Annotated in this window: 17 protein-coding genes; 8 read left to right on the top strand and 9 right to left on the bottom strand. The window is 73.0% G+C overall.

The genetic code is table 11. The annotated features are described in order from the left end of the window. The first annotated feature begins 3 nt into the window (after nucleotides 1-3). A complete protein-coding gene (locus MCBG_RS17820; protein ID WP_051611273.1) occupies nucleotides 4-1,164 on the top strand; it encodes a glycosyltransferase family 9 protein in 1,161 nt (386 codons plus the stop codon). On the opposite strand, the gene MCBG_RS17815 is transcribed toward MCBG_RS17820, so the two are convergent. Both MCBG_RS17815 and rfaE2 read right to left on the bottom strand, forming a co-directional pair. Continuing rightward, nucleotides 1,139-2,011, bottom strand: coding sequence for a glycosyltransferase family 2 protein (locus tag MCBG_RS17815; RefSeq protein ID WP_043327209.1), 873 nt, complete (start codon nucleotides 2,009-2,011; stop codon nucleotides 1,139-1,141). The two genes, MCBG_RS17820 and MCBG_RS17815, sit on opposite strands and share 26 nt — an antisense overlap. After that, nucleotides 2,008-3,873, bottom strand: a complete 1,866-nt coding sequence (gene rfaE2, locus MCBG_RS17810) for a D-glycero-beta-D-manno-heptose 1-phosphate adenylyltransferase (RefSeq protein ID WP_069088078.1) — start codon at nucleotides 3,871-3,873, stop codon at nucleotides 2,008-2,010. The genes MCBG_RS17815 and rfaE2 overlap by 4 nt, the downstream gene beginning before the upstream one ends. A gap of 119 nt (nucleotides 3,874-3,992) precedes the next feature. Here rfaE2 and MCBG_RS17805 point away from each other — a divergent pair, with 119 nt between their 5' ends. Continuing rightward, the gene (locus tag MCBG_RS17805; protein ID WP_043327208.1) at nucleotides 3,993-4,547 is read left to right on the top strand and encodes a type 1 glutamine amidotransferase domain-containing protein; all 555 of its coding nucleotides are present in this window, start codon (nucleotides 3,993-3,995) and stop codon (nucleotides 4,545-4,547) included. A gap of 56 nt (nucleotides 4,548-4,603) precedes the next feature. Further along, nucleotides 4,604-6,271: an MDR family MFS transporter gene (locus MCBG_RS17800; protein WP_043327206.1), complete on the top strand. Its 1,668-nt coding sequence runs from the start codon at nucleotides 4,604-4,606 to the stop codon at nucleotides 6,269-6,271. Between the two features lie 7 nt (nucleotides 6,272-6,278). Here the strand turns inward: MCBG_RS17800 and MCBG_RS17795 are convergent, their stop codons facing one another. After that, the gene (locus MCBG_RS17795; protein WP_030503787.1) at nucleotides 6,279-6,770 is read right to left on the bottom strand and encodes an NUDIX domain-containing protein; all 492 of its coding nucleotides are present in this window, start codon (nucleotides 6,768-6,770) and stop codon (nucleotides 6,279-6,281) included. A gap of 100 nt (nucleotides 6,771-6,870) precedes the next feature. On the opposite strand from MCBG_RS17795, the gene MCBG_RS17790 reads away from it, so the two are divergent. Beyond that, nucleotides 6,871-8,505 carry a fatty acid--CoA ligase gene (locus MCBG_RS17790; protein WP_181373743.1) on the top strand — a complete coding sequence of 545 codons (1,635 nt, stop codon included), beginning with the start codon at nucleotides 6,871-6,873 and terminating at the stop codon, nucleotides 8,503-8,505. Nucleotides 8,506-8,685: 180 nt separating this feature from the next. On the opposite strand, the gene MCBG_RS17785 is transcribed toward MCBG_RS17790, so the two are convergent. The 5 genes from MCBG_RS17785 to MCBG_RS17765 all read right to left on the bottom strand — a co-directional run bounded on the left by MCBG_RS17785 (nucleotide 8,686) and on the right by MCBG_RS17765 (nucleotide 13,397). After that, nucleotides 8,686-9,699: an NADPH:quinone reductase gene (locus tag MCBG_RS17785; protein ID WP_043327202.1), complete on the bottom strand. Its 1,014-nt coding sequence runs from the start codon at nucleotides 9,697-9,699 to the stop codon at nucleotides 8,686-8,688. 91 nt (nucleotides 9,700-9,790) lie between these two features. Continuing rightward, nucleotides 9,791-10,927 carry a glutathione-independent formaldehyde dehydrogenase gene (locus tag MCBG_RS17780; RefSeq protein ID WP_043327200.1) on the bottom strand — a complete coding sequence of 379 codons (1,137 nt, stop codon included), beginning with the start codon at nucleotides 10,925-10,927 and terminating at the stop codon, nucleotides 9,791-9,793. A gap of 41 nt (nucleotides 10,928-10,968) precedes the next feature. Further along, a complete protein-coding gene (locus MCBG_RS17775; RefSeq protein WP_043327198.1) occupies nucleotides 10,969-11,622 on the bottom strand; it encodes an HAD family hydrolase in 654 nt (217 codons plus the stop codon). A gap of 31 nt (nucleotides 11,623-11,653) precedes the next feature. Further along, entirely contained in the window at nucleotides 11,654-12,502 is an 849-nt protein-coding gene (locus MCBG_RS17770; protein ID WP_198033349.1) for an SCO6745 family protein, read from the bottom strand. 139 nt (nucleotides 12,503-12,641) lie between these two features. Further along, a complete protein-coding gene (locus MCBG_RS17765) occupies nucleotides 12,642-13,397 on the bottom strand; it encodes an FKBP-type peptidyl-prolyl cis-trans isomerase (protein WP_043327194.1) in 756 nt (251 codons plus the stop codon). 63 nt (nucleotides 13,398-13,460) lie between these two features. On the opposite strand from MCBG_RS17765, the gene MCBG_RS17760 reads away from it, so the two are divergent. Then, entirely contained in the window at nucleotides 13,461-13,853 is a 393-nt protein-coding gene (locus MCBG_RS17760; RefSeq protein ID WP_043327192.1) for a PPOX class F420-dependent oxidoreductase, read from the top strand. 50 nt (nucleotides 13,854-13,903) lie between these two features. On the opposite strand, the gene MCBG_RS17755 is transcribed toward MCBG_RS17760, so the two are convergent. Then, nucleotides 13,904-14,923 carry a non-homologous end joining protein Ku gene (locus MCBG_RS17755; RefSeq protein ID WP_043327190.1) on the bottom strand — a complete coding sequence of 340 codons (1,020 nt, stop codon included), beginning with the start codon at nucleotides 14,921-14,923 and terminating at the stop codon, nucleotides 13,904-13,906. A gap of 86 nt (nucleotides 14,924-15,009) precedes the next feature. On the opposite strand from MCBG_RS17755, the gene ligD (MCBG_RS17750) reads away from it, so the two are divergent. The 3 genes from ligD (MCBG_RS17750) (at nucleotide 15,010) to MCBG_RS17740 (ending at nucleotide 17,643) form a co-directional block, all read left to right on the top strand. Next, a complete protein-coding gene (gene ligD / locus MCBG_RS17750) occupies nucleotides 15,010-15,948 on the top strand; it encodes a non-homologous end-joining DNA ligase (protein WP_043327188.1) in 939 nt (312 codons plus the stop codon). Then, on the top strand, nucleotides 15,938-16,852 hold the full coding sequence (gene ligD, locus MCBG_RS17745) for a non-homologous end-joining DNA ligase (RefSeq protein WP_043327186.1): 915 nt from the start codon (nucleotides 15,938-15,940) through the stop codon (nucleotides 16,850-16,852). The genes ligD (MCBG_RS17750) and ligD (MCBG_RS17745) overlap by 11 nt, the downstream gene beginning before the upstream one ends. A gap of 77 nt (nucleotides 16,853-16,929) precedes the next feature. Next, complete coding sequence (locus MCBG_RS17740; RefSeq protein ID WP_043327184.1) at nucleotides 16,930-17,643, top strand: TIGR03089 family protein; 714 nt, start codon at nucleotides 16,930-16,932, stop codon at nucleotides 17,641-17,643. Nucleotides 17,644-18,056 lie beyond the last annotated feature (413 nt).

Raw genomic sequence — 18,056 nt, 5'->3', positions numbered from 1 at the left:
CGCGTGACCAGCCCGTCGGGCGACTCCGACCCGCCGCGCCGCGACCCGGAGCCGTCGCTGCTCGGCCCGGTCGGCGAGCGTGTGCCCGACGTCGAGCGGATCGCCGTGCTGCGCGCCAACGCGCTCGGCGACTTCATCTTCGTGCTGCCGGCGCTGGACGCGCTGCGGTCGGCGTACCCGTCGGCGGAGATCGTGCTGCTCGGCGCGCCGTGGCACGCGGCGCTCTGGCGCGACCGGCCCGGCCCGGTGGACCGGGTGCTGGTGGTGCCGGCGGCGCCCGGCATCCGCGATCCGGGCCCGGGCGAGTCGCCGGGCGACGTGCCGGGCTTCCTGGCCGCGGCCCGCGCCGAGCGGTTCGACCTGGCGTTGCAGGTGCACGGCGGTGGCGCGAACTCCAACCCGCTGGTGGCGGGCCTGGGCGCGCGGGTCACCGCCGGCCTGCGGGCCGAGGGCGCGCCGCCGCTCGACCGCTGGCTGCGCTACGTCTACTACCAGCACGAGGTGATCCGCTACCTGGAGGTCGCCGCGCTGGTCGGCGCGCCCGCCACCACGATCACCCCGTCGCTGGCGGTCACCGCCGCCGACCGGGCCGAGGCCGCCGCCGTGCTCGGCCCGCCCACCCAGCCCCGGGTGGCGCTGCACCCGGGCGCCACCGACACGCGACGCCGCTGGCCGCCGGAATGCTTCGCCGAGGTCGCCCGCGCGCTCACCGGCGACGGGTACGAGGTGCTTGTCACCGGCACCCCCGCCGAGCAGGAGACGGTGGACGCTGTGGTGGCGGCGGCCGGCGTGCCGGTGCGTCCGCAGGTCGGCACGCTCAGCCTCGGCGCGCTGGCCGCCGCGTACGCGGACTGCGCGCTCGTGGTCTCCAACGACACCGGCCCGCTGCACCTGGCCGCCGCCGTGGGCGCGCCGACCGTCGGGGTGTTCTGGGTCGGCAACCTGATCAACGGGGCGTCGCCGCTGCGTGGGCGGCACCGCCCGATCGCCGCCTGGACCACCCACTGCCCGGTCTGCGGCGTCGACTGCACACCCGGGATCTACCCGCACCGGCCCGGCGACGGGGAGTGCCCGCACCGGGTGTCGTTCGTGGCCGACGTGCCGGCGGCCGAGGTGATCGAGGCGGCCCGCGAGCTGCTCACACCTCCGCCGTCGACTCGCTGAGCACCACTTCCCACGCCTCCACGTCCCGCTCGGTGACTGTGGTCGGCGACTCCAGGTGGTAGGCCCCGCTGGGCAGCACGCCGGCGCCGCCGTGGCGCTCCAGCACGGCGAGCTGGGCGGCGACGTCCTCGCCCTGGTGCCGGTCGGGCAGCCGCTCCCAGAAGTCGAAGCCACCGGACTCGACCAGCTTCGTCCGGTCGTAGAGCACGCAGCCGCCGATCCAGGAGACCTTGTACGCCCGCCACTGCCCGGGCGGCAGGTTCAGCTTCTCGGTGACGTGCAGCAGGTTCGCGGCCGGGTGGATCGACGCCCGATGCCACTCCGGCGTGCCCGGCATGATGCGTTCCGGCACCGGCCGTCCGGCCCACTCCTCGTAGTGCTGGTGCGTTTCCGGGCGGACGTCGTCGGCGTAGGAGAGCCCGTGCACCGCGTTGCCGACGAACCCGCAGCCCAGCTCGTCCAGCGCGGTCATCAGCCGGGACAGCGTGCCCGGCTCCAGCCACACGTCGTCGTCGAGGCAGAGCACCGCGTCGGCCGCCGACTGGGCCAGCAGGTAGCACCGGTGTTCGGCCAGGCCGCGACGGGGCAGCCGCCGGGTCAGCAGCACCGGATGCCCCCGGTGCCGCAGCGCCCGGACCATGGTGGCGGCGGCCGGATGCGCGTACGCGGGCTCGCCGTCGGACTGGTCGCTGACCACCACCCCGAACCCGGGTACGCCCTCCTGCGCGGCCAGCCCGGACAGCGTGACAGCCAGTTCGGCGGGCCGGTTGCGGGTGGGGATCAGCACGTCGAGGCGGCGGCGCTGCCGGAACTGCCCGGGCGTGCCCGGGTCGAGCGGTCGCGTCACGCCGGCCTGCCCTCGCCCACGGGGCTGTCCTCGCTCCGCTCGGTGCGTTCGCTCATGAGCGACTGGGCGCGGATGCGGTCGATGATCGCCGAGGTGGAGCGGTCCGGCACGTACCCGAGCGTGCGCACCTGCCCGCCCAGCCGCCGCACCAGCGGCGCCTCCGGCACCATCTCCGGCGGGTAGTCGCCGCCCTTGACGTAGACGTCGGGGCGGACCGCCTCGATCAGCCGGGCCGGCGAGTCCTCCTCGAAGACCACCACGTGGTCGACGCAGGCCAGCGCCGCCAGCAACGCGATCCGGTCCTCGACCGGGTTGACCGGCCGGTCCGCGCCCTTGAGCCGGCGGACGCTGCCGTCCGAGTTGACCGCCACGATCAGCAGGTCACCGAGCGCGCGGGCCTGGGTCAGGTAGCGGACGTGCCCCGGGTGCAGCACGTCGAAGCAGCCGTTTGTGAACACCACCGACCGGCCGGCCTGCCGGTGCTCGTCCACCAGCGCGGCCAGTTCGTCGGCGCCGACCAGCGCCGGGTGCCCGCCGTCGTCCGGGCCGGTGCCGAGCGCGGCGAGGAGGTCCTCGCGGCGGCACACGCAGGTGCCGGTGTCGGCGACCGTGATGGTGGCGGCGAGCTGCGCGAGCTGGGCGGCGGTGGGCAGGCCGGCGTCGGCGGCGAGCGCCAGCGTCATGGCCGCCAGGTACGCGTCCCCGGCGCCCACCGCGTGACTGGCCGGGACCGGGGTGCTGTGGCTGCGCCGGGGCTCGCCCTCGGCGCCGCCGACCACCGCGCCCTCGGTGTCCAGGGTCACCGCCACCACGTCCGCGCCGGTGTGGGCGCGCAGCTCGGGCAGGCGCGACTCGGCGAGCACGGCCCGGTCCACGCCGGTGCCGGCGGTCGCGCTCACCGTCACGCCGGTGCCGGTGACGCTGAGCCCGTCCCCGGTGAGCGCCACCCGCTCCTCGCCGGGCGTCGGCTCGCCGGTCGGGCCGGTCGAGCCGCCGGACGTCGCTGCGGCGGGCGCGCCCGAGGTCGGGTGCGGGCTGCCCGGCGCGCGGTCGCCGGACCCGCCGGGCGCCGCGCCGACCATCAGCTCGGACGGGCCGTCGGCCTCCGCCGGGTGGTCCAGGTGCAGGTCACCCCCATTGGGTACGGCGTTGCGCTCGCCGTGTGCGAAACCGGCGGCGGCGCGGGCCAGCAGCCGGGTGGCCTCGGCGAAGCTCGGCGTCACCACAGTCGGGTTCAGTCCACGCCAGTCGGCCAGGTCGTGCGCGTCCAGCGCCACGGTGCCGTAGCGGTCCCGGTTGGCGACCAGCCAGGCGCGTACCGCCGAGGGCAGGGCGCCCAGGCCGTAGTCGCAGACCACGAGCGTGAGCGGCTGTCCCGGGGCCACCGCGCGCAGCTCCTCGGTGGCGCAGTGCAGGGCGGTCAGCAGCCGTGCCACCCCGTCGTCGTCCAGCGCGTCCTCCGGGCCGCCGGAGTCCTCACGGAGCAGGATCTGGTTGCCGGCGAGCATCCGCCGCTTCACCGGCGTGGGCCGGCCGGGCTGGCTCACCGTACGGTCCCAGACCGCGGCGCGGTCCAGGCAGTCGTGCAGCTCGTCACCGGCCACGTCGGCGCCGACCGGGGCGACGAGCGCCGCCCGTCCACCGAGCGCCGCCACGTTGACCGCCGTGTTGGCGGCGCCCCCGGCCGCGGAGATCCGCCGCCGCAGGGTGAGGACCGGCGCGGGCGCCTCACGGCAGAGCCGCTCCGACTCGGCGAACCGCCACTCGTCCAGCATGGCGTCCCCGACGACCAGCACGGGACGCTGCTGCCAGCTCGCCACCACGGTGGCCAGCCGGCGCTCTTCCGCTGCTGCTCCTGCCATGCCTCTGCGGATCCCCCCGCGCCGTCGGGCCAAACGCGACGCGGGCCACCCGGTGCGCCCGGTTTCGCCGCATCGGCCGGGGGAACGGTGCAGACATACCCCGGAGAGGAGAGAAGAGCATGGCAGCGACACTTCAGGGCAAGCGCATCGCCTTCCTGGCCGCCGACGGCGTCGAGGAGGTCGAGTACACCCAGCCCCGGGAGGCGGTGGAGAACGCCGGCGCGCAGGTCGAGCTGGTCTCCCTCGACTCCGGCTCGATCCAGGCCTTCAACCACCTGGACCACGGCAAGCAGTACCGGGTCGACGTCACCGTCAAGGAAGCGGACGCCGGCGCGTACGACGGTCTGGTCCTGCCCGGTGGCGTGGCGAACCCGGACTTCCTGCGCGCGGACCCGGACGCGGTCCGGTTCGTGAAGTCGTTCTTCGACGCCGGCAAGCCGGTCGGCGTGATCTGCCACGGCCCGTGGACGCTGGTCGAGGCGGACGTGGTGCGGGGCCGGACCATCACCTCCTGGCCGAGCCTGCGCACCGACCTCACAAACGCCGGCGCGAACTGGGTCGACAAGGAGGTCGTCACCGACAACGGGCTGGTCAGCAGCCGCAAGCCGGACGACCTGCCGGCGTTCTGCGCCAAGATCGTGGAGGAGTTCGCCGAGGGCCGGCACGCCGCCTGAGGAAAGTCACAGGCCCACCGGGGGCATGATCCGCCCCCGGTGGGATAGGAAGCGGGATGACCGCCCAGACCGCCCCGCCCGCGCTGCCCGTCCGCCAGATCCGCCTGCTGATGTTCGGTCTGATGACCGGGATGCTGCTGGCGGCGCTCGACCAGACCATCGTCGGCACCGCCCTGCCGACGATCGTGGGGGAGCTGGGCGGCATCAACCACTACTCGTGGGTGGTCACCGCGTACCTGCTGGCGTCGACCGCCTCGACGCCGCTGTACGGCAAGATGGCCGACCTGTACGGACGCCGGCCGGTCTTCCTGTTCTCGATCGGCATGTTCCTGCTCGGCTCGCTGCTGGCCGGGCTGTCGCAGGACATGACCCAGCTGATCGTCACGCGCGGCGTGCAGGGTCTCGGCGCGGGTGGGCTGATGACGCTGGCGTTCACCATCATCTCGGACGTGGTCTCGCCCCGGGAGCGCGGTCGCTACCAGGGGTTGTTCGGCGCGGTGTTCGGCGTCTCCTCGGTGGCCGGGCCGCTCGTCGGCGGTTACTTCGCGGAGACCAACTGGCGGTGGATCTTCTACATCAACGTGCCGCTGGCGATCCTCGCCATCGTGGTCTGCTGGCACGTGATGCGGCTGGTGCCGTTCGAGCGGCGGGAGCACACGGTCGACTGGATCGGCGCGGCGCTGCTGGTGGCCGGCGTGAGCTGCCTGCTGCTGGCGCTGAGCTGGGGCGGCGCCGAGTACGCCTGGGGCTCCGGCGTGATCGTCGGCCTGTTCGCCGCGGGCGCGGTGCTGGGCGTGCTGTTCGTCGTCCAGGAGGCGCGGACCAAGGAGCCGATCCTGCCGCTGCGGCTGTTCCGCAGCGCCACGTTCGCGCTGGCGAACGCGGCGGGTTTCGTCCTCGGTCTGGTGATGTTCGGGTCGATCATCTTCATCCCGCTCTACCTCCAGATCGTCAAGGGCGCCTCGCCGACGCGCAGCGGTCTGCTGATGCTGCCGATGATGGCCGGCGTCATCATCACCTCGATCGTCACCGGCCGGGCGATGAGCCGGATCGGCAGGTACAAGTGGTTCCCGGTGGCGGGCGCGGCCGTGCTGGTGGTCGGCATGCTGCTGTTCCAGCAGCTGCGGGTGGCCACCTCGCTCTGGGCCGCGTTCGGCTACATGGTGGTGATCGGGATCGGGCTGGGCCTGTGCATGCAGTCGCTGATCCTCGCCGTGCAGAACGCGGTGAGCGTGCGCGACCTGGGCGCGGGCACGTCCTCGGCCACGTTCTTCCGGTCGCTCGGCGGCTCGTTCGGCGTGGCCATCCTGGGCGCGGTGCTGTCGTCCCGGCTCACCACCGAGCTGGCCGGCCGGCTGCCGGGCGCGCTCGCGCAGCTCCCACCGGAGCAGCGGGCCGCGGTGTCTGCAGGCGGGAACTTCTCGATCAACGACCCGGCGGCCATCCTGGCCCTGCCCGCCCCGGTACGCGCCGCCGTCCAGGCCTCGTTCGTCGAGTCGCTGCACCTGGTCTTCCTGACCACCGGGCTGATCGCGATCGTCGCGGTGCTGGTCACGCTGGCCATGCCGAACCACCAGTTGCGCGGCACCGGTCCGCAGGGCGCCACCGGCGGCGCCGACCCGATCGGCGGCAAGGCCCCCGCGCCCGGCGGCAAGCCGCTGACGAAGGAGTCGAAGGAGGAGGCCGCCGCCGACATGGAGGCGAAGTCGCAGACGATGCTGTGACCGGCGGCTACTTGAGGATGAGCCGGTTGGTCTGCTCGAACACGTCCAGGTCGGCGAGTGTCTCGTGGACGCTCGACGAGAGCGGGTGCGGGAAGTCCGCCGGACGGAAGAAGGCGGCGTCGGTGGTCTCGTCGGTGAACCGGTCCAGCTCGCCGTCCCACTCGTCGACGCGGAACGCGGTGGTGAAGACCTGGTACGTGTGCCCGTACATGTTGGTGTGGGTGCGGTCCGGGCCGGTGTAGAGCGCGAACGCGCTGACCCGCAGCGCCCGCAGGCCGGTCTCCTCCCGCACCTCGCGAACCGCGCAGTCGGCGATCGACTCGCCCAGTTCCATGGCGCCGGCCGGCAGCGCCCACTGGCCGTTGTCGGAGCGCTGGATCAGCAGCACCCGGGCGGCGTTGTCGCGCACCACGGCGCGGGCGCCGACGAACATCAGGGTGCGGTCACCGGCCAGGGCGCGGAGCTGCCCCACGTACGAGTCGGCCCACGAGATGCTCACCCGGACAATCTACGCATCATCCGTGATCACCTCGGTGGTTCCGGGGGGTTCCGTAGATGTGACCGCCGCCACTACGTTGTTACCCATGCGTAGCACGATGATGGACGCCCCCCTCCAGGTCGCCCGGATCCTCGAACACGGCTCCACCGTGCACGGCGCGGCGGAGGTGGTCACCTGGACCGGCGCCGAACCGCGCCGGATGACGTACGCGGAGGTCGGCCGCGCCGCCGCCCGGCTGGCCCACGCGCTGCGCGACGAGTGCGGCGTGACCAGCGACGAGCGGGTCGCGACGTTCATGTGGAACAACAACGAGCACCTGGTGGCGTACTTCGCCGTGCCGAGCATGGGGGCGGTGCTGCACACGCTCAACATCCGGCTCTTCCCCGACCAGGTCGCCTACATCGCCAACCACGCCGAGGACCGCGTGGTGCTCGTCGACACCACGCTCATCCCGCTGCTCGCCCGGGTGATCGGCGAGATGACGACCGTCGCGCACGTGGTGGTGGTCGGCGGCGGCGACCCGGCCCCGCTGCTGGCCGCCGCCGGTGACCGGATCACCGTGCACCACTGGGACGCGCTGCTGGCCGACCGCCCCGACCACTTCGACTGGCCGGAGGTGGACGAGCGGGACGCGGCCGCGCTCTGCTACACCTCGGGCACCACCGGCCACCCCAAGGGCGTCGCCTACTCGCACCGCTCGATCTACCTGCACTCGCTCCAGGTCTGCATGCCGGAGGGCTTCGGGCTCGGGCCGAACGACCGCGAGCTGGCCATCGTGCCGATGTTCCACGCCATGTCCTGGGGCCTGCCGTACGCGGCCTTCCTCTCCGGCGCCTCGCTGATCATGCCGGACCGGTTCCTCCAGGCCGAGCCGATCGCCGCGATGATCGCCGCCGAGCGCCCCACGCTGGCCGGGGCGGTGCCGACCATCTGGACCGACCTGCTGGCCTACCTGGACGCGCACGAGGTGGACCTCTCCTCACTGAAGGAGGTCATCGTGGGCGGGTCGGCGTGCCCGCCGGCGCTGATGCACGCCTTCCACGACCGCTACGGCATCGACGTCATCCACGCCTGGGGCATGACCGAGATGTCGCCGCTGGGCTCGGTGTCCCGGGCGCCGGCCGGCGCGACCGGCGACGACGCCTGGCGTTACCGCTACACGCAGGGCCGCGTACCGGCGGGCGTGACCGCGCGGATCGTCGGTCCGGCCGGTGAGCCGCTGCCCGCGGACGGGACGTCGGTGGGCGAGCTGGAGGTGCGCGGGCCGTGGGTGACCGCCCGGTACATCGGCGACGACGTGCCGGAGGAGGAGAAGTTCCGGGACGGCTGGCTGCGGACCGGTGACGTCGGCACGCTCTCGCCGGACGGCTACATCACGCTCACCGACCGCGCCAAGGACGTGATCAAGTCGGGCGGGGAGTGGATCTCCTCGGTCGAGCTGGAGAACGCCCTGATGGCGCACCCGGCGGTGCTGGAGGCGTGCGTGGTGGGCGTACCGGACGAGCGCTGGGACGAGCGTCCGCTGGCCACCGTCGTGGTTCGCGAGGGCGCCTCGGTGACCGCCGAGGAGCTGCGGGACTTCCTGGCCGGCTCGGTGGCCCGCTGGCAGTTGCCGGAACGCTGGGCGTTCATCGACGCCGTGCCCAAGACCAGCGTCGGCAAGTTCGACAAGAAGGTGGTGCGCTCGCGGTACGCCGACGGCGGGCTCGACGTACGGGAACTGACCGCGTCGTAACGTTTCGGGGCGTACCGTCGCCTACACGGGCAGGAACACGTTTCCAACGGGCATTCCTCCCAGAGGGCGGCCCCGGCGTTCGCACCGCGCCGGGGCCGCCCGTCCGTTACGGGCTGACCCGCACCGTCATTGTTGCGAAACTTGTTCGCGTCTGTCCGGCTGTCGGGGAAATCCGGTCACCTACTCGTCCGCGGTGGTGACCAGCACCTTGCCCACCACGCTGTCCTGCACCGCCTGCTGGGCGGCAGCGGCGTCCGCCAGCGGATACCGGTGCAGCGGCAGCCCGGCGTCCTCACCGACCCGGATCGCGCCCTGCGCCACCGCCGCCGCGATGTCGGTGACCGCCTGCGCCTTGGCGACCTTCGGCGCGGTGTAGATCAGCACGAACTGCCAGCGCGCGTTCGGAACCATCAGCGGCCGGATCGGCAACGTGATCTCGTCGCCGCCGTCGTCTGCGTACACGCAGACCGCCCCGCCGGTACGCAGCATCCGCACGTCGGCGGCGGCGTTGCGGGCGGCGGAGACCTCGACGATCGTGTGCACCCCGTCGGGCGCGACCTTGCGGACCTCCTCGACCACGTCCTGCTCGCGATAGTTGATCACGAAGTCGGCCCCGGCCGCCGCCGCGAGCTGCGCCTTCTCCGGGCTGCTCACAGTCGCGATGACACAGGCGTCGGCCCAGCTCGCGAGCTGGATCGCCGCGTTGCCCACCGCGCCCGCGCCGCCCTGCACCAGCACCACATGGTCGCTCAGCGCGCCCGCGTGCAGCTTGTCCGGCATGTACTCACCGGCGGTCAGGCAGCGGTGCGCCGTCATGAACGGGATGCCGAGCGCCGCCCCCAGATCGAACGACGCCGGACCGAGCGGCACCGCGTGCCGGACCGGAACCAGCGTGTACTCCGCGGCGGTGCCCCACGGCCGCTGCCACGCCGCCTCCCACACCCAGACCCGCTCGCCGATCAGCGTCCGGTCCACGCCCTCACCGACCGCCTCGACCACCCCGGCGCCGTCCTGGTGCGGAATCTGCCAGCCGGCCGGCAGCGGCCACGCCTGGCGGGCCTTCCAGTCGGTCGGGTTCACCCCCGACACGGCCATCCGCACCAGCACCTCGCCGGGGCCGGGCTCCGGCACGGGCCGCTCGACCACCTGGAGCACCGAGGCGTCCCCGCTGCGCTCGTACACGATCGCCTTCATCGCCGTCCCTCCGCCGTCCTTCCGGGTGCGCTACCCGGCAGCCGCCCGAACATGCGGCCCAGGGCGCACCCGGCCACCGTACGACGGCTCGTCAGGCGGCCGGCTTGAGCACGACCTTCGAGTAGCCCGGCTCGCGGCGGTCGAAGCGCTGGTACGCCTCCGGCGCCGCGTCCAGCGGCAACTCCTTGCTCACCACGAAGCTCGGGGTCGCCCGCCCCGCCATGATCAGGTTTCGCAGGTACGCATTGTAGGTCTTCACGTTCGCCTGCCCGGTGCCGATCCGCAGGCCCTTCTCGAACAGCTTGCCCACCTTGAACAGCAGCTCACCCCGGGCGGAGTGCTCGTCCGGGGCGCCCGGGTCCGCCGAGAGGTAGAGCCCGACCACGCCGATCGCCCCGGTCGCGCGCACCACCTCCACGAGCGTGTTCAGCACCAGCGCCGGCTGCTCCTCGCCGCTGGGCGCGGACGCTTGGTATCCCACCGCGTCCACGCCGTGATCGGTCCCCACCCCGGCGGTCCGGTCCCGGATCTGCTCGACCGGGTCGCCCGCGCTGAAGTCGATCGGGGTGGCGCCGATCGACTCGGCCAGCCGCAGCCGGTCCGGCACCCGGTCCACCACGAACACCTCGGACGCCCCGATCAGCACCGCCGAGTACGCCGCCATCAGCCCGACCGGCCCGCCGCCCATCACGGTCAGGTTCTCGCCCGGCCGCAGCCCGGTCATCGCCACCCCGTGGTAGCCGGTCGGGAAGATGTCGGCGAGCATCGCGTAGTCGTTCTCGTGTTCGGTGCCCGGCGGCAGCTTCAGGCAGTTGAAGTCGGCGAACGGCACCCGCAGGTACTCCGCCTGCCCACCCCGGTACGGCCCCATCGACACATAGCCGTACGCGCCGCCGGCGAAGCCCGGGTTCACCGTCAGGCAGAACCCGGTGCGCTGCTCCCGGCAGTTGCGGCAGAACCCGCACGCCACATTGAACGGCATCGAGACCCGGTCGCCCACGCGCAGGCTCGTCACGCCCGGCCCGGTCTCGACGATCACGCCCATGTTCTCGTGGCCGAACACGATGCCCGGTTCGGCGGCCGTCCGTCCCTCGTACATGTGCAGGTCCGAACCGCAGATCGCGGTCGTCGTGACCTGGACGACCACGTCGTTCGGATCCTCGATCCGCGGGTCGTCGACCTCGTTGACGGCCACCTCGTGCGGCCCCTCGTACACCACAGCCCTCATGTCACCGACCGTAGGCCGGGTGGTGGCGGCGGGTGGGTGGTTCAGTCGATCCCCGCCACCACAGCGGGCGTGAGCGCGCCGATCGAGGGGAGCAGCACGGTCGCGAGCGCCTCGGCGTCCGGATCGAGCGGGTACGACCCGTGCGGCACCGCCACCACCCGGCACCCGGCGGCAGCTGCCGAACGGACCCCGTTCGACGAGTCCTCCACGGCCACGCAGCGGGCCGGGTCGACGCCCAGCCGCCCGGCCACTGCGAGCCACACGTCCGGCGCGGGCTTGCCCCGGGCGGTCTCCTCCGTCGACAGCGTCGCGCCGAACGAGCCGGCCAGGCCCGTCGCGTCCAGCGCCGCCGCGATCAGCCGGGTCGGGGAGGAGCTGGCCAGCCCGAGCGGCCACCGCGCGGCGATGCGGCGCACGACCTCGTCGGCGCCGTCGATCAGCGGTACGTGTTGCGCGTACCGGCGGGCCATCTCGGTCACCACCTCGGTGGCGACCTGCTCGGCCGACCTGCCGACGCCCAGCTCACCGCTGAGGTACTCGGCCCACTCGCCGGTGCTCATGCCCATCAGCCGGCGCTGCGTGTCCGGCTGCCAGACGCCGCCGTGCTCGGCCACGTACGCGCGCCGGACCTCCTCCCAGACCGGCTCGGAGTCCACGATCACGCCGTCCAGGTCGAAAAGCACCGCGTCCACCATGCCGCCATCCTGCCCCAGCCGGCGGCCCGGCTCACCGTGGCAGCGCGGCTCCGACCGACCGCTGCGCCGGCAGGCCGATCGGCGCCTTGGCCGGGATGATCGTGCGGCAGCGGGTAGCGATCGGCTCCAGCAGGTCCCGCAGCCGGGCGGTACGTTCCGCGCCCAGCGCCCGCCACGGCCCCGCAGCGGCCCGGTCGGTGGCCTCCTCGACCGCGCGGAACGTCTCCGTGGCGTACGGCGTGGCCGTCCGGTCGGCGGTCAGCCAGCCCTTCTCCACCAGCCGCTCCTCGGCCGCGGTCCACTGCTCGTCGGTCCAGCCCCGGGCGGGCTGGTGGAACTCGCGGGACTGGTCGACCCGGCACCGCCAGGCCACCACCTCGGCCGGTTCCAGCCCGGTCGTCACCAGCGCCGCCACGTGGCCGTCACCGCGGTGCTCGCGCAGCGTGGTGGCGGCCTGCCAGAGCCGGGCCAGCGGGTACTCGCCCCGGGGCAGGGCGGCGTTCACCGCGCCGAGCACCCGGCCGGCGACGTCCACCCGCGCGGCCGCCTCCTCCAGCAGGTCGGCGGCCTCGACCAGATGCGACTCGGGCAGCTCGTAGGTGAACTCGGCGAGCGCCTGCACACCACCGGTGAGCCGCGCCCGCAGCGCCTCCTCCGGGGTGGCCAGACGCCACACCGACGGCAGCGCGCGGGCCACCATGGCCGGCGCGAAGCTGAAGAACGCCGCGGTCACGGCGGGCGCGTCGACCGCGCCGAGCGGCGCGGCCCGCCCCGCGAAGTAGCCGCGCCAGTAGCCGCGCAGCCCGACCGCCTCAAACGCGGTGCGGGCCCGCGGGTGGAAGTAGGTCACCGCGTGGACCGGCTCGTACAGCGTCCACATCTGCCGGGTCGCCCCGGCCCCGTCCAGCGCCGCCACGTGCACCTCCGCGTCGGTGAGCAGATCACCGCGGACGGACGTGCCGCCCGCGGTGACCATGAACCTACTGCCGCAGGGTGACCGGACGGAAGCCTGGAGTGAGCTACTGCGCAGCCAGCACGTCGACGACGAAGCGCAGCGGCCCGGCCGGGCGGCCACCGGCGGCGTCGTTGCCGTACGCCAGATCGGCCGGCAGGTCCAGCTGCACCCGGCTGCCCACCGGCACGCCGACCAGGCCCTGGTCCCAGCCCTTGATGACCTGGCCCACGCCGATCTGGAAGGTGGCCGGCTGGCCGTTGTCCCAGGACGCGTCGAACTGCTTGCCGTCGGAGTAGAACACGCCCACGTAGTTGGTGGTGATGTTCTGCCCGGCCTTCACCGCCGGCCCGGTGCCCTTCACCAGCGTGGTGACGGTGAGCTTGGTCAGCTCGCCGGTGCCGGCCTGCACTGTCGGCTTGGTCTTCAGCGCCGGGTCGATGCCGGCGGGCAGCTCCGGAGCGGGCATCTCGGTGGGCTCGACCGGGGCGGTGGGGCTGGCCGAGGAGCCGGCGGTGGCCGCCTTGTCGTCGTCCCCGCTGTTCAGCCAGACCAGGCCACCGACCAGGGCCACCACGGCGAGCACGCCGACAGCCGCGCCGAGCATCGACTGCCGGCGGCGACGCGCCTCGGCGGCCTTCTTCTCGGCCAGCTGGGCGGCCAGCCGCCGCCCTGCCTTGGTGGCCGGGGCGGCCTGGCCCTCCGACCGGTTCTCCACACGCTCGCTCACGTCGACTCCCTGCAGGGTGGGTGGGTGCGCCCCCGGCGGGCCGCCGCCGAGGCCAGCGCACACGGTACCCGCCCGGAGCCCCAGCGTGCCCATACGCCCGCACCGATCAGGACACGGAGACCGATACGGGGGCACCGCACAGGGTACGTTTCGGGCATGGCGATCCTCAGCGAAGAAGACCTGGCCCTGCTCGGCGAGCCGCAGCTCGCGCACGTGGCGACGATCGAGGCCGACGGCACCCCGCACGTCACCCCGGTCTGGGTCGACACCGACGGCGAGCACATCGTGTTCAACACGGCCAAGGGGCGGCAGAAGTACCTGAACATGGCCCGCAACCCGGTGGTCGCGGTGTCGGTGGCGGACAAGGCCGACGACTTCCGCACGCTCTGGATCAAGGGCACCGTCGAGTTCGTCACCGAGGGCGCCGACGAGCACATCGACCGGCTGGCGAAGAAGTACCTCGGCCAGGACACGTACCCGTGGCGGCGCCCCGGCGAGGAGCGCGTCATCGTCCGGGTCACCCCGACCGAGAAGCTCGGGCGAGGCTGAGCGGCCCGGCCCCGCCCTCCACCGAGGGCGGGGCCCCGGCCGTACGCGCGTCAGGCGCTCTTCTTCGCGGCGGCCTTCTTCGCCGTCGTCTTCTTGGCGGCGGTCTTCTTGGCCGGTTCGGTCTTCTTCTCCGCCGTCTTCTTCGCGGGGGTCTTCTTGGCGGCCGTCTTCTTCGCCGGCTCGGCCTTCTTCTCGGCCGGCTTCCGGGCCGGGGCCTTCTTCGCGGCCTTCTTCGCCGATCGGGCCGACGAGATCGGCGTCGGCTCGGCCCCACCGCCGGACGGCGCCTCGCCCCGGGCCGCCCGGGCCCGCTCCACGGACGCCTTCAGCGCGGCCATCAGGTCCACCGCGGCGGCCGGCGCGGCCTCTTCCTCCTCCGGCTGCACCACCTCGCGGCCCTCGACCTTCGCGTCGATGACCTCCTGCAACGCCGCCCGGTAGTCGTCGGTGAAGGCGTCCGGCTCGAACTCGCCGGCCATCGAGTCGATCAGTGAACTGGCCATCGCCAGCTCCGGCGGGCGTACCTTCAGGTCCTCGTCCAGGAAACCGAAGTCGGGCCGGCGGATCTCGTCCGGCCACAGCATGGTGTTGAGCAGCAGCACGCCCTCGCGGACCCGCAGCGTCGCGAGCTGCTCCCGCTGGCGCAGCGCCACCTTGACGATCGCCACCCGCTCCGAGTCGGACAGCGCGTCGCGCAGCAGCACGTACGGCTTCGTCGCCGAGCCCTCCGGCTCCAGGAAGTACGCCTTGTTGTAGAGGATCGGATCGACCTGCTCGGCCGGTACGAACTCCAGCACGTCGATCGCGTGCGAGGTGCTCAACGGCAGGTCGGCGAAGTCCTCGTCGGTGAGGATGACCATCTCGCCACCACCGATGTCGTACCCCTTGGCGATGTCGTCGTAGGTGACCTCCTCGCCGCAGACCGAGCAGGTGCGCTTGTAGCGGATCCGGCCGCCGTCCTCACGGTGCACCTGGTGGAAACGGATGTCCTTCTCCTCGGTGGCCGAGTAGACCTTCACCCCGATCGACACCAGGCCGAACGACACCGCTCCTTTCCAGATCGCCCGCATTTCGCGCTCCTCTCCCCGGTTGACCACCAGAATCGCAAACGATCGAACGGGACGCACGCGCTTCCGCACCCAACTACAGTCGGAACGTGCCCGGCGCGCCGTTGAAGCCGATGCTCGCGACGACCGGGCAGCTCCCGGCCGGCGCTGCCTGGTCGTACGAGTTCAAGTGGGACGGCGTCCGCGCGCTCGCCGACATCTCCCGCGGCGACCGGCACTTCTACGCCCGCTCCGGCGTCGAGATCACCACCGCGTACCCGGAACTGCTCAACCTGGCCGAGCAGGTAGGTGACGCGCTGCTCGACGGCGAGGTGGTCCTCTTCACCGACGGGCAGCCCTCGTTCACCGCGCTCGCCGAACGGATGCACGTGCGCAACCCGGCCAAGGCGGCTCGGCTGGCGGCGACCGTGCCCGTCACGTACATGATCTTCGACCTGTTGCGGCTCGACGGCGAGGACCTGACCGCCCGGCCGTGGCGGGAGCGGCGGGCGGCGCTGGAGTCGCTCGGGCTCGGCGCCGCCCGGTGGGCGGTGCCGCCGGTCTTCGGCGACGGCCCGGCCACCTACGCGGCGGCCGGCGAGCACGGGCTGGAGGGGGTGATGGCCAAGCGGGTCGACTCGCTCTACCGGCCCGGCGTGCGCTCCCCGGACTGGGTGAAGGTCAAGCTGGAGGTCACCGGCGACTTCGTGGTCGGCGGCTGGCGGCCCGGCGCGCGGCGCGTCGGCGGTCTGCTCGTCGGCGTGCCCGGCCCGGACGGGCGGCTGATCTACCGGGGGCGGGTCGGCGGCGGGATCGGCGCGGCCATCGAACGGGAACTGCTGCGTGAGCTGGAACCGCTGCGGGCCACCGCGTCGCCGTTCGCCGCCGGGGTGCCGCGCGAGGATGCCCGCGGCGCGATCTGGGTAACTCCCCGGATCGTGGTGGAGGTCAAGTACGGCCAGCGCACGCCGGACGGGAGGCTGCGCTTCCCGCGCATCCTGCGCCTGCGCCCGGACAAGCCGCCCGAGGAGGTCGACGATGCCGGCTGACCGGCTCAAGGTCGAGGTCGAGGGGCGCTCGCTGGAGCTGTCCAACCTGGACAAGGTGCTCTTCCCGCAGGCCGGCTTCACCAAGGGCGAGGTGATCGACTACTACACCCGGATCGCCCCGGTGCTGCTGCCGCACCTGCACGACCGCGCGCTCACCCGGATCCGGTTTCCCAACGGCGTCGACGGCGGCTCGTTCTTCGAGAAGAACGCACCCGCCGCGACCCCCGGCTGGGTACGCACCGAGAACCTGCCCGCCCCCGGCTCTACGAAGGGGCGGGAAACCATCGACTACGTGGTCTGCGACGAGCTGCCCACGCTGGTGTGGCTGGCGAATCTCGCCGCGTTGGAGCTGCACACTCCGCAGTGGAAGATCGGCGCGCACCCGGACATGATGGTGGTCGACCTGGATCCGGGCGCCCCGGCCGCGCTCAAGCAGTGCTGCCAGGTGGCGCTGCTGATGCGCGACCGGCTGGCTTCCGACGGGATCTCCTCGTTCCCGAAGACGTCCGGGAAGAAGGGCATGCAGCTGTGCTGCCCGATCGCCGGTACGCAGGACGCCGAGATCGTCTCCGACTACGCCAAGCGGATCGCGCAGGAACTGGAGCAGGCGCACCCGAAGCTGGTCGTGTCGAAGATGGCGAAGAACCTTCGGCCCGGCAAGGTCTTCATCGACTGGAGCCAGAACAACGCGGCGAAGACGACAGTGGCGCCGTACTCGCTGCGGGCCCAGCCGGTGCCGGCCGTGTCGACGCCGCTGACCTGGGACGAGGTGGAGGCCGGGGCGGCCGGGAAGCGGCCGTCGACGCGGCCGTACACCGCCGGGGAGGTGCTCAAGCGGGTGGAGAAGCAGGGTGACCTGCTGGCGCCGCTGCTCGACGGTGGTCCAGAGCTGCCCGTGCGCTGATCCGGGCTGCTTCGGTTGCTCCGGACGGGCGGCTCGGACGGTTAGGGTGAGCGGACCGGCAGACAGGAGTTTCGCGCATGGCCCACCAGGCAGCCGTCGCCGTCGCGCCCGACGCGGTCGGGTACCCGCTGCTCAGCTACCACGACGACGGGACGGGCGAACGCACCGACCTGACCGCCGCGCAGCTCGGCGAGTGGACGGCCCGCAGCGCCGGGCTGCTCCGCGACGGGTGCGGGCTGCGCCCCGGTGACCGGGTGGCGGTGCTGCTGCCGCCGCACTGGCGTACCGCGGCGGTGCTGCTCGGGGCCTGGTCGGTCGGGTTGACGGTGTCGTTCCGTCCCCGCGCGCTGGCCGGCCTGCCGGTGCTGGAACCGGGCGCGGACCGGCCGTACGACGCGGTGTTCGTGACGCCGGAACGCCTCGACGACTGGCTGGAGGACGTACCCGAGGGGACGCACCGCTATCTGGTGGGCACCGGTCCGGGGCCGCTCGGCGAGGTGCCGCCGGGCTGGCTGGACTGGTCGGCCGAGGTGCTGCGGCACCCCACCGACCCGCCGGACTACACGGCAGTCGACCCGTCCGGGCCGGCCACGGCGGACGGCACCAGCTTCGGGGCCTGGCGTCGCCTGGCCGCCGAGATCGCCACCCAGCTCGATCTGCACCCCGGCGACCGCCTCCGGGTGGACCCGACCGAGGACGAGCAGCCCCTGAAGTGGCTCTTGGCCCCCCTCTCCGCGGGTGCCACGGTCCTGATCCACGCCAACTCCGCCTCCGCCTCCTCGCCTCGCTGATCTTGCAGTCGCGGCCCCTCGGGTGCCCGTTTTGCGGCTCTTGCCCGGGCCGCAACTGCATGATCAACGGCACTCCTGGCGTTTCGCGTCGATCCACGCAGAGATCTTGGAAGGAAGCGGTCGTCATGAGGGCCCTCTCCTTCCAAGATCTCCGCGAGTCCCAGCGAGCGAAACGCTCGTCTCATGTTGCGGGCGCGCGGGGTAGTCGCGCGGCCCTCTTCTGCGCTGCCCACGCGCTCGCGCCGATCTTGGAGTTGTGGTGCCTCGCGTAAGCCGCGAAGCGGGCATCTGAGGCGCCACAACTCCAAGATCGACGCGGGGGGTGGGCGGGTGGGTGGGTGGGTGGGGAATCCGGTTGACCGTGAGGGACGGGGTTTGGCCTACTGCGTCGGAGTGCTGGGCCGTGGGGTCGG

This window comes from Micromonospora sp. M42 (assembly GCF_000568915.1).
Lineage (GTDB): Bacteria > Actinomycetota > Actinomycetes > Mycobacteriales > Micromonosporaceae > Micromonospora > Micromonospora chalcea.
Note: the sequence above shows the minus strand (reverse complement) of the source record. Positions and strands in the feature narration are given on the sequence as shown.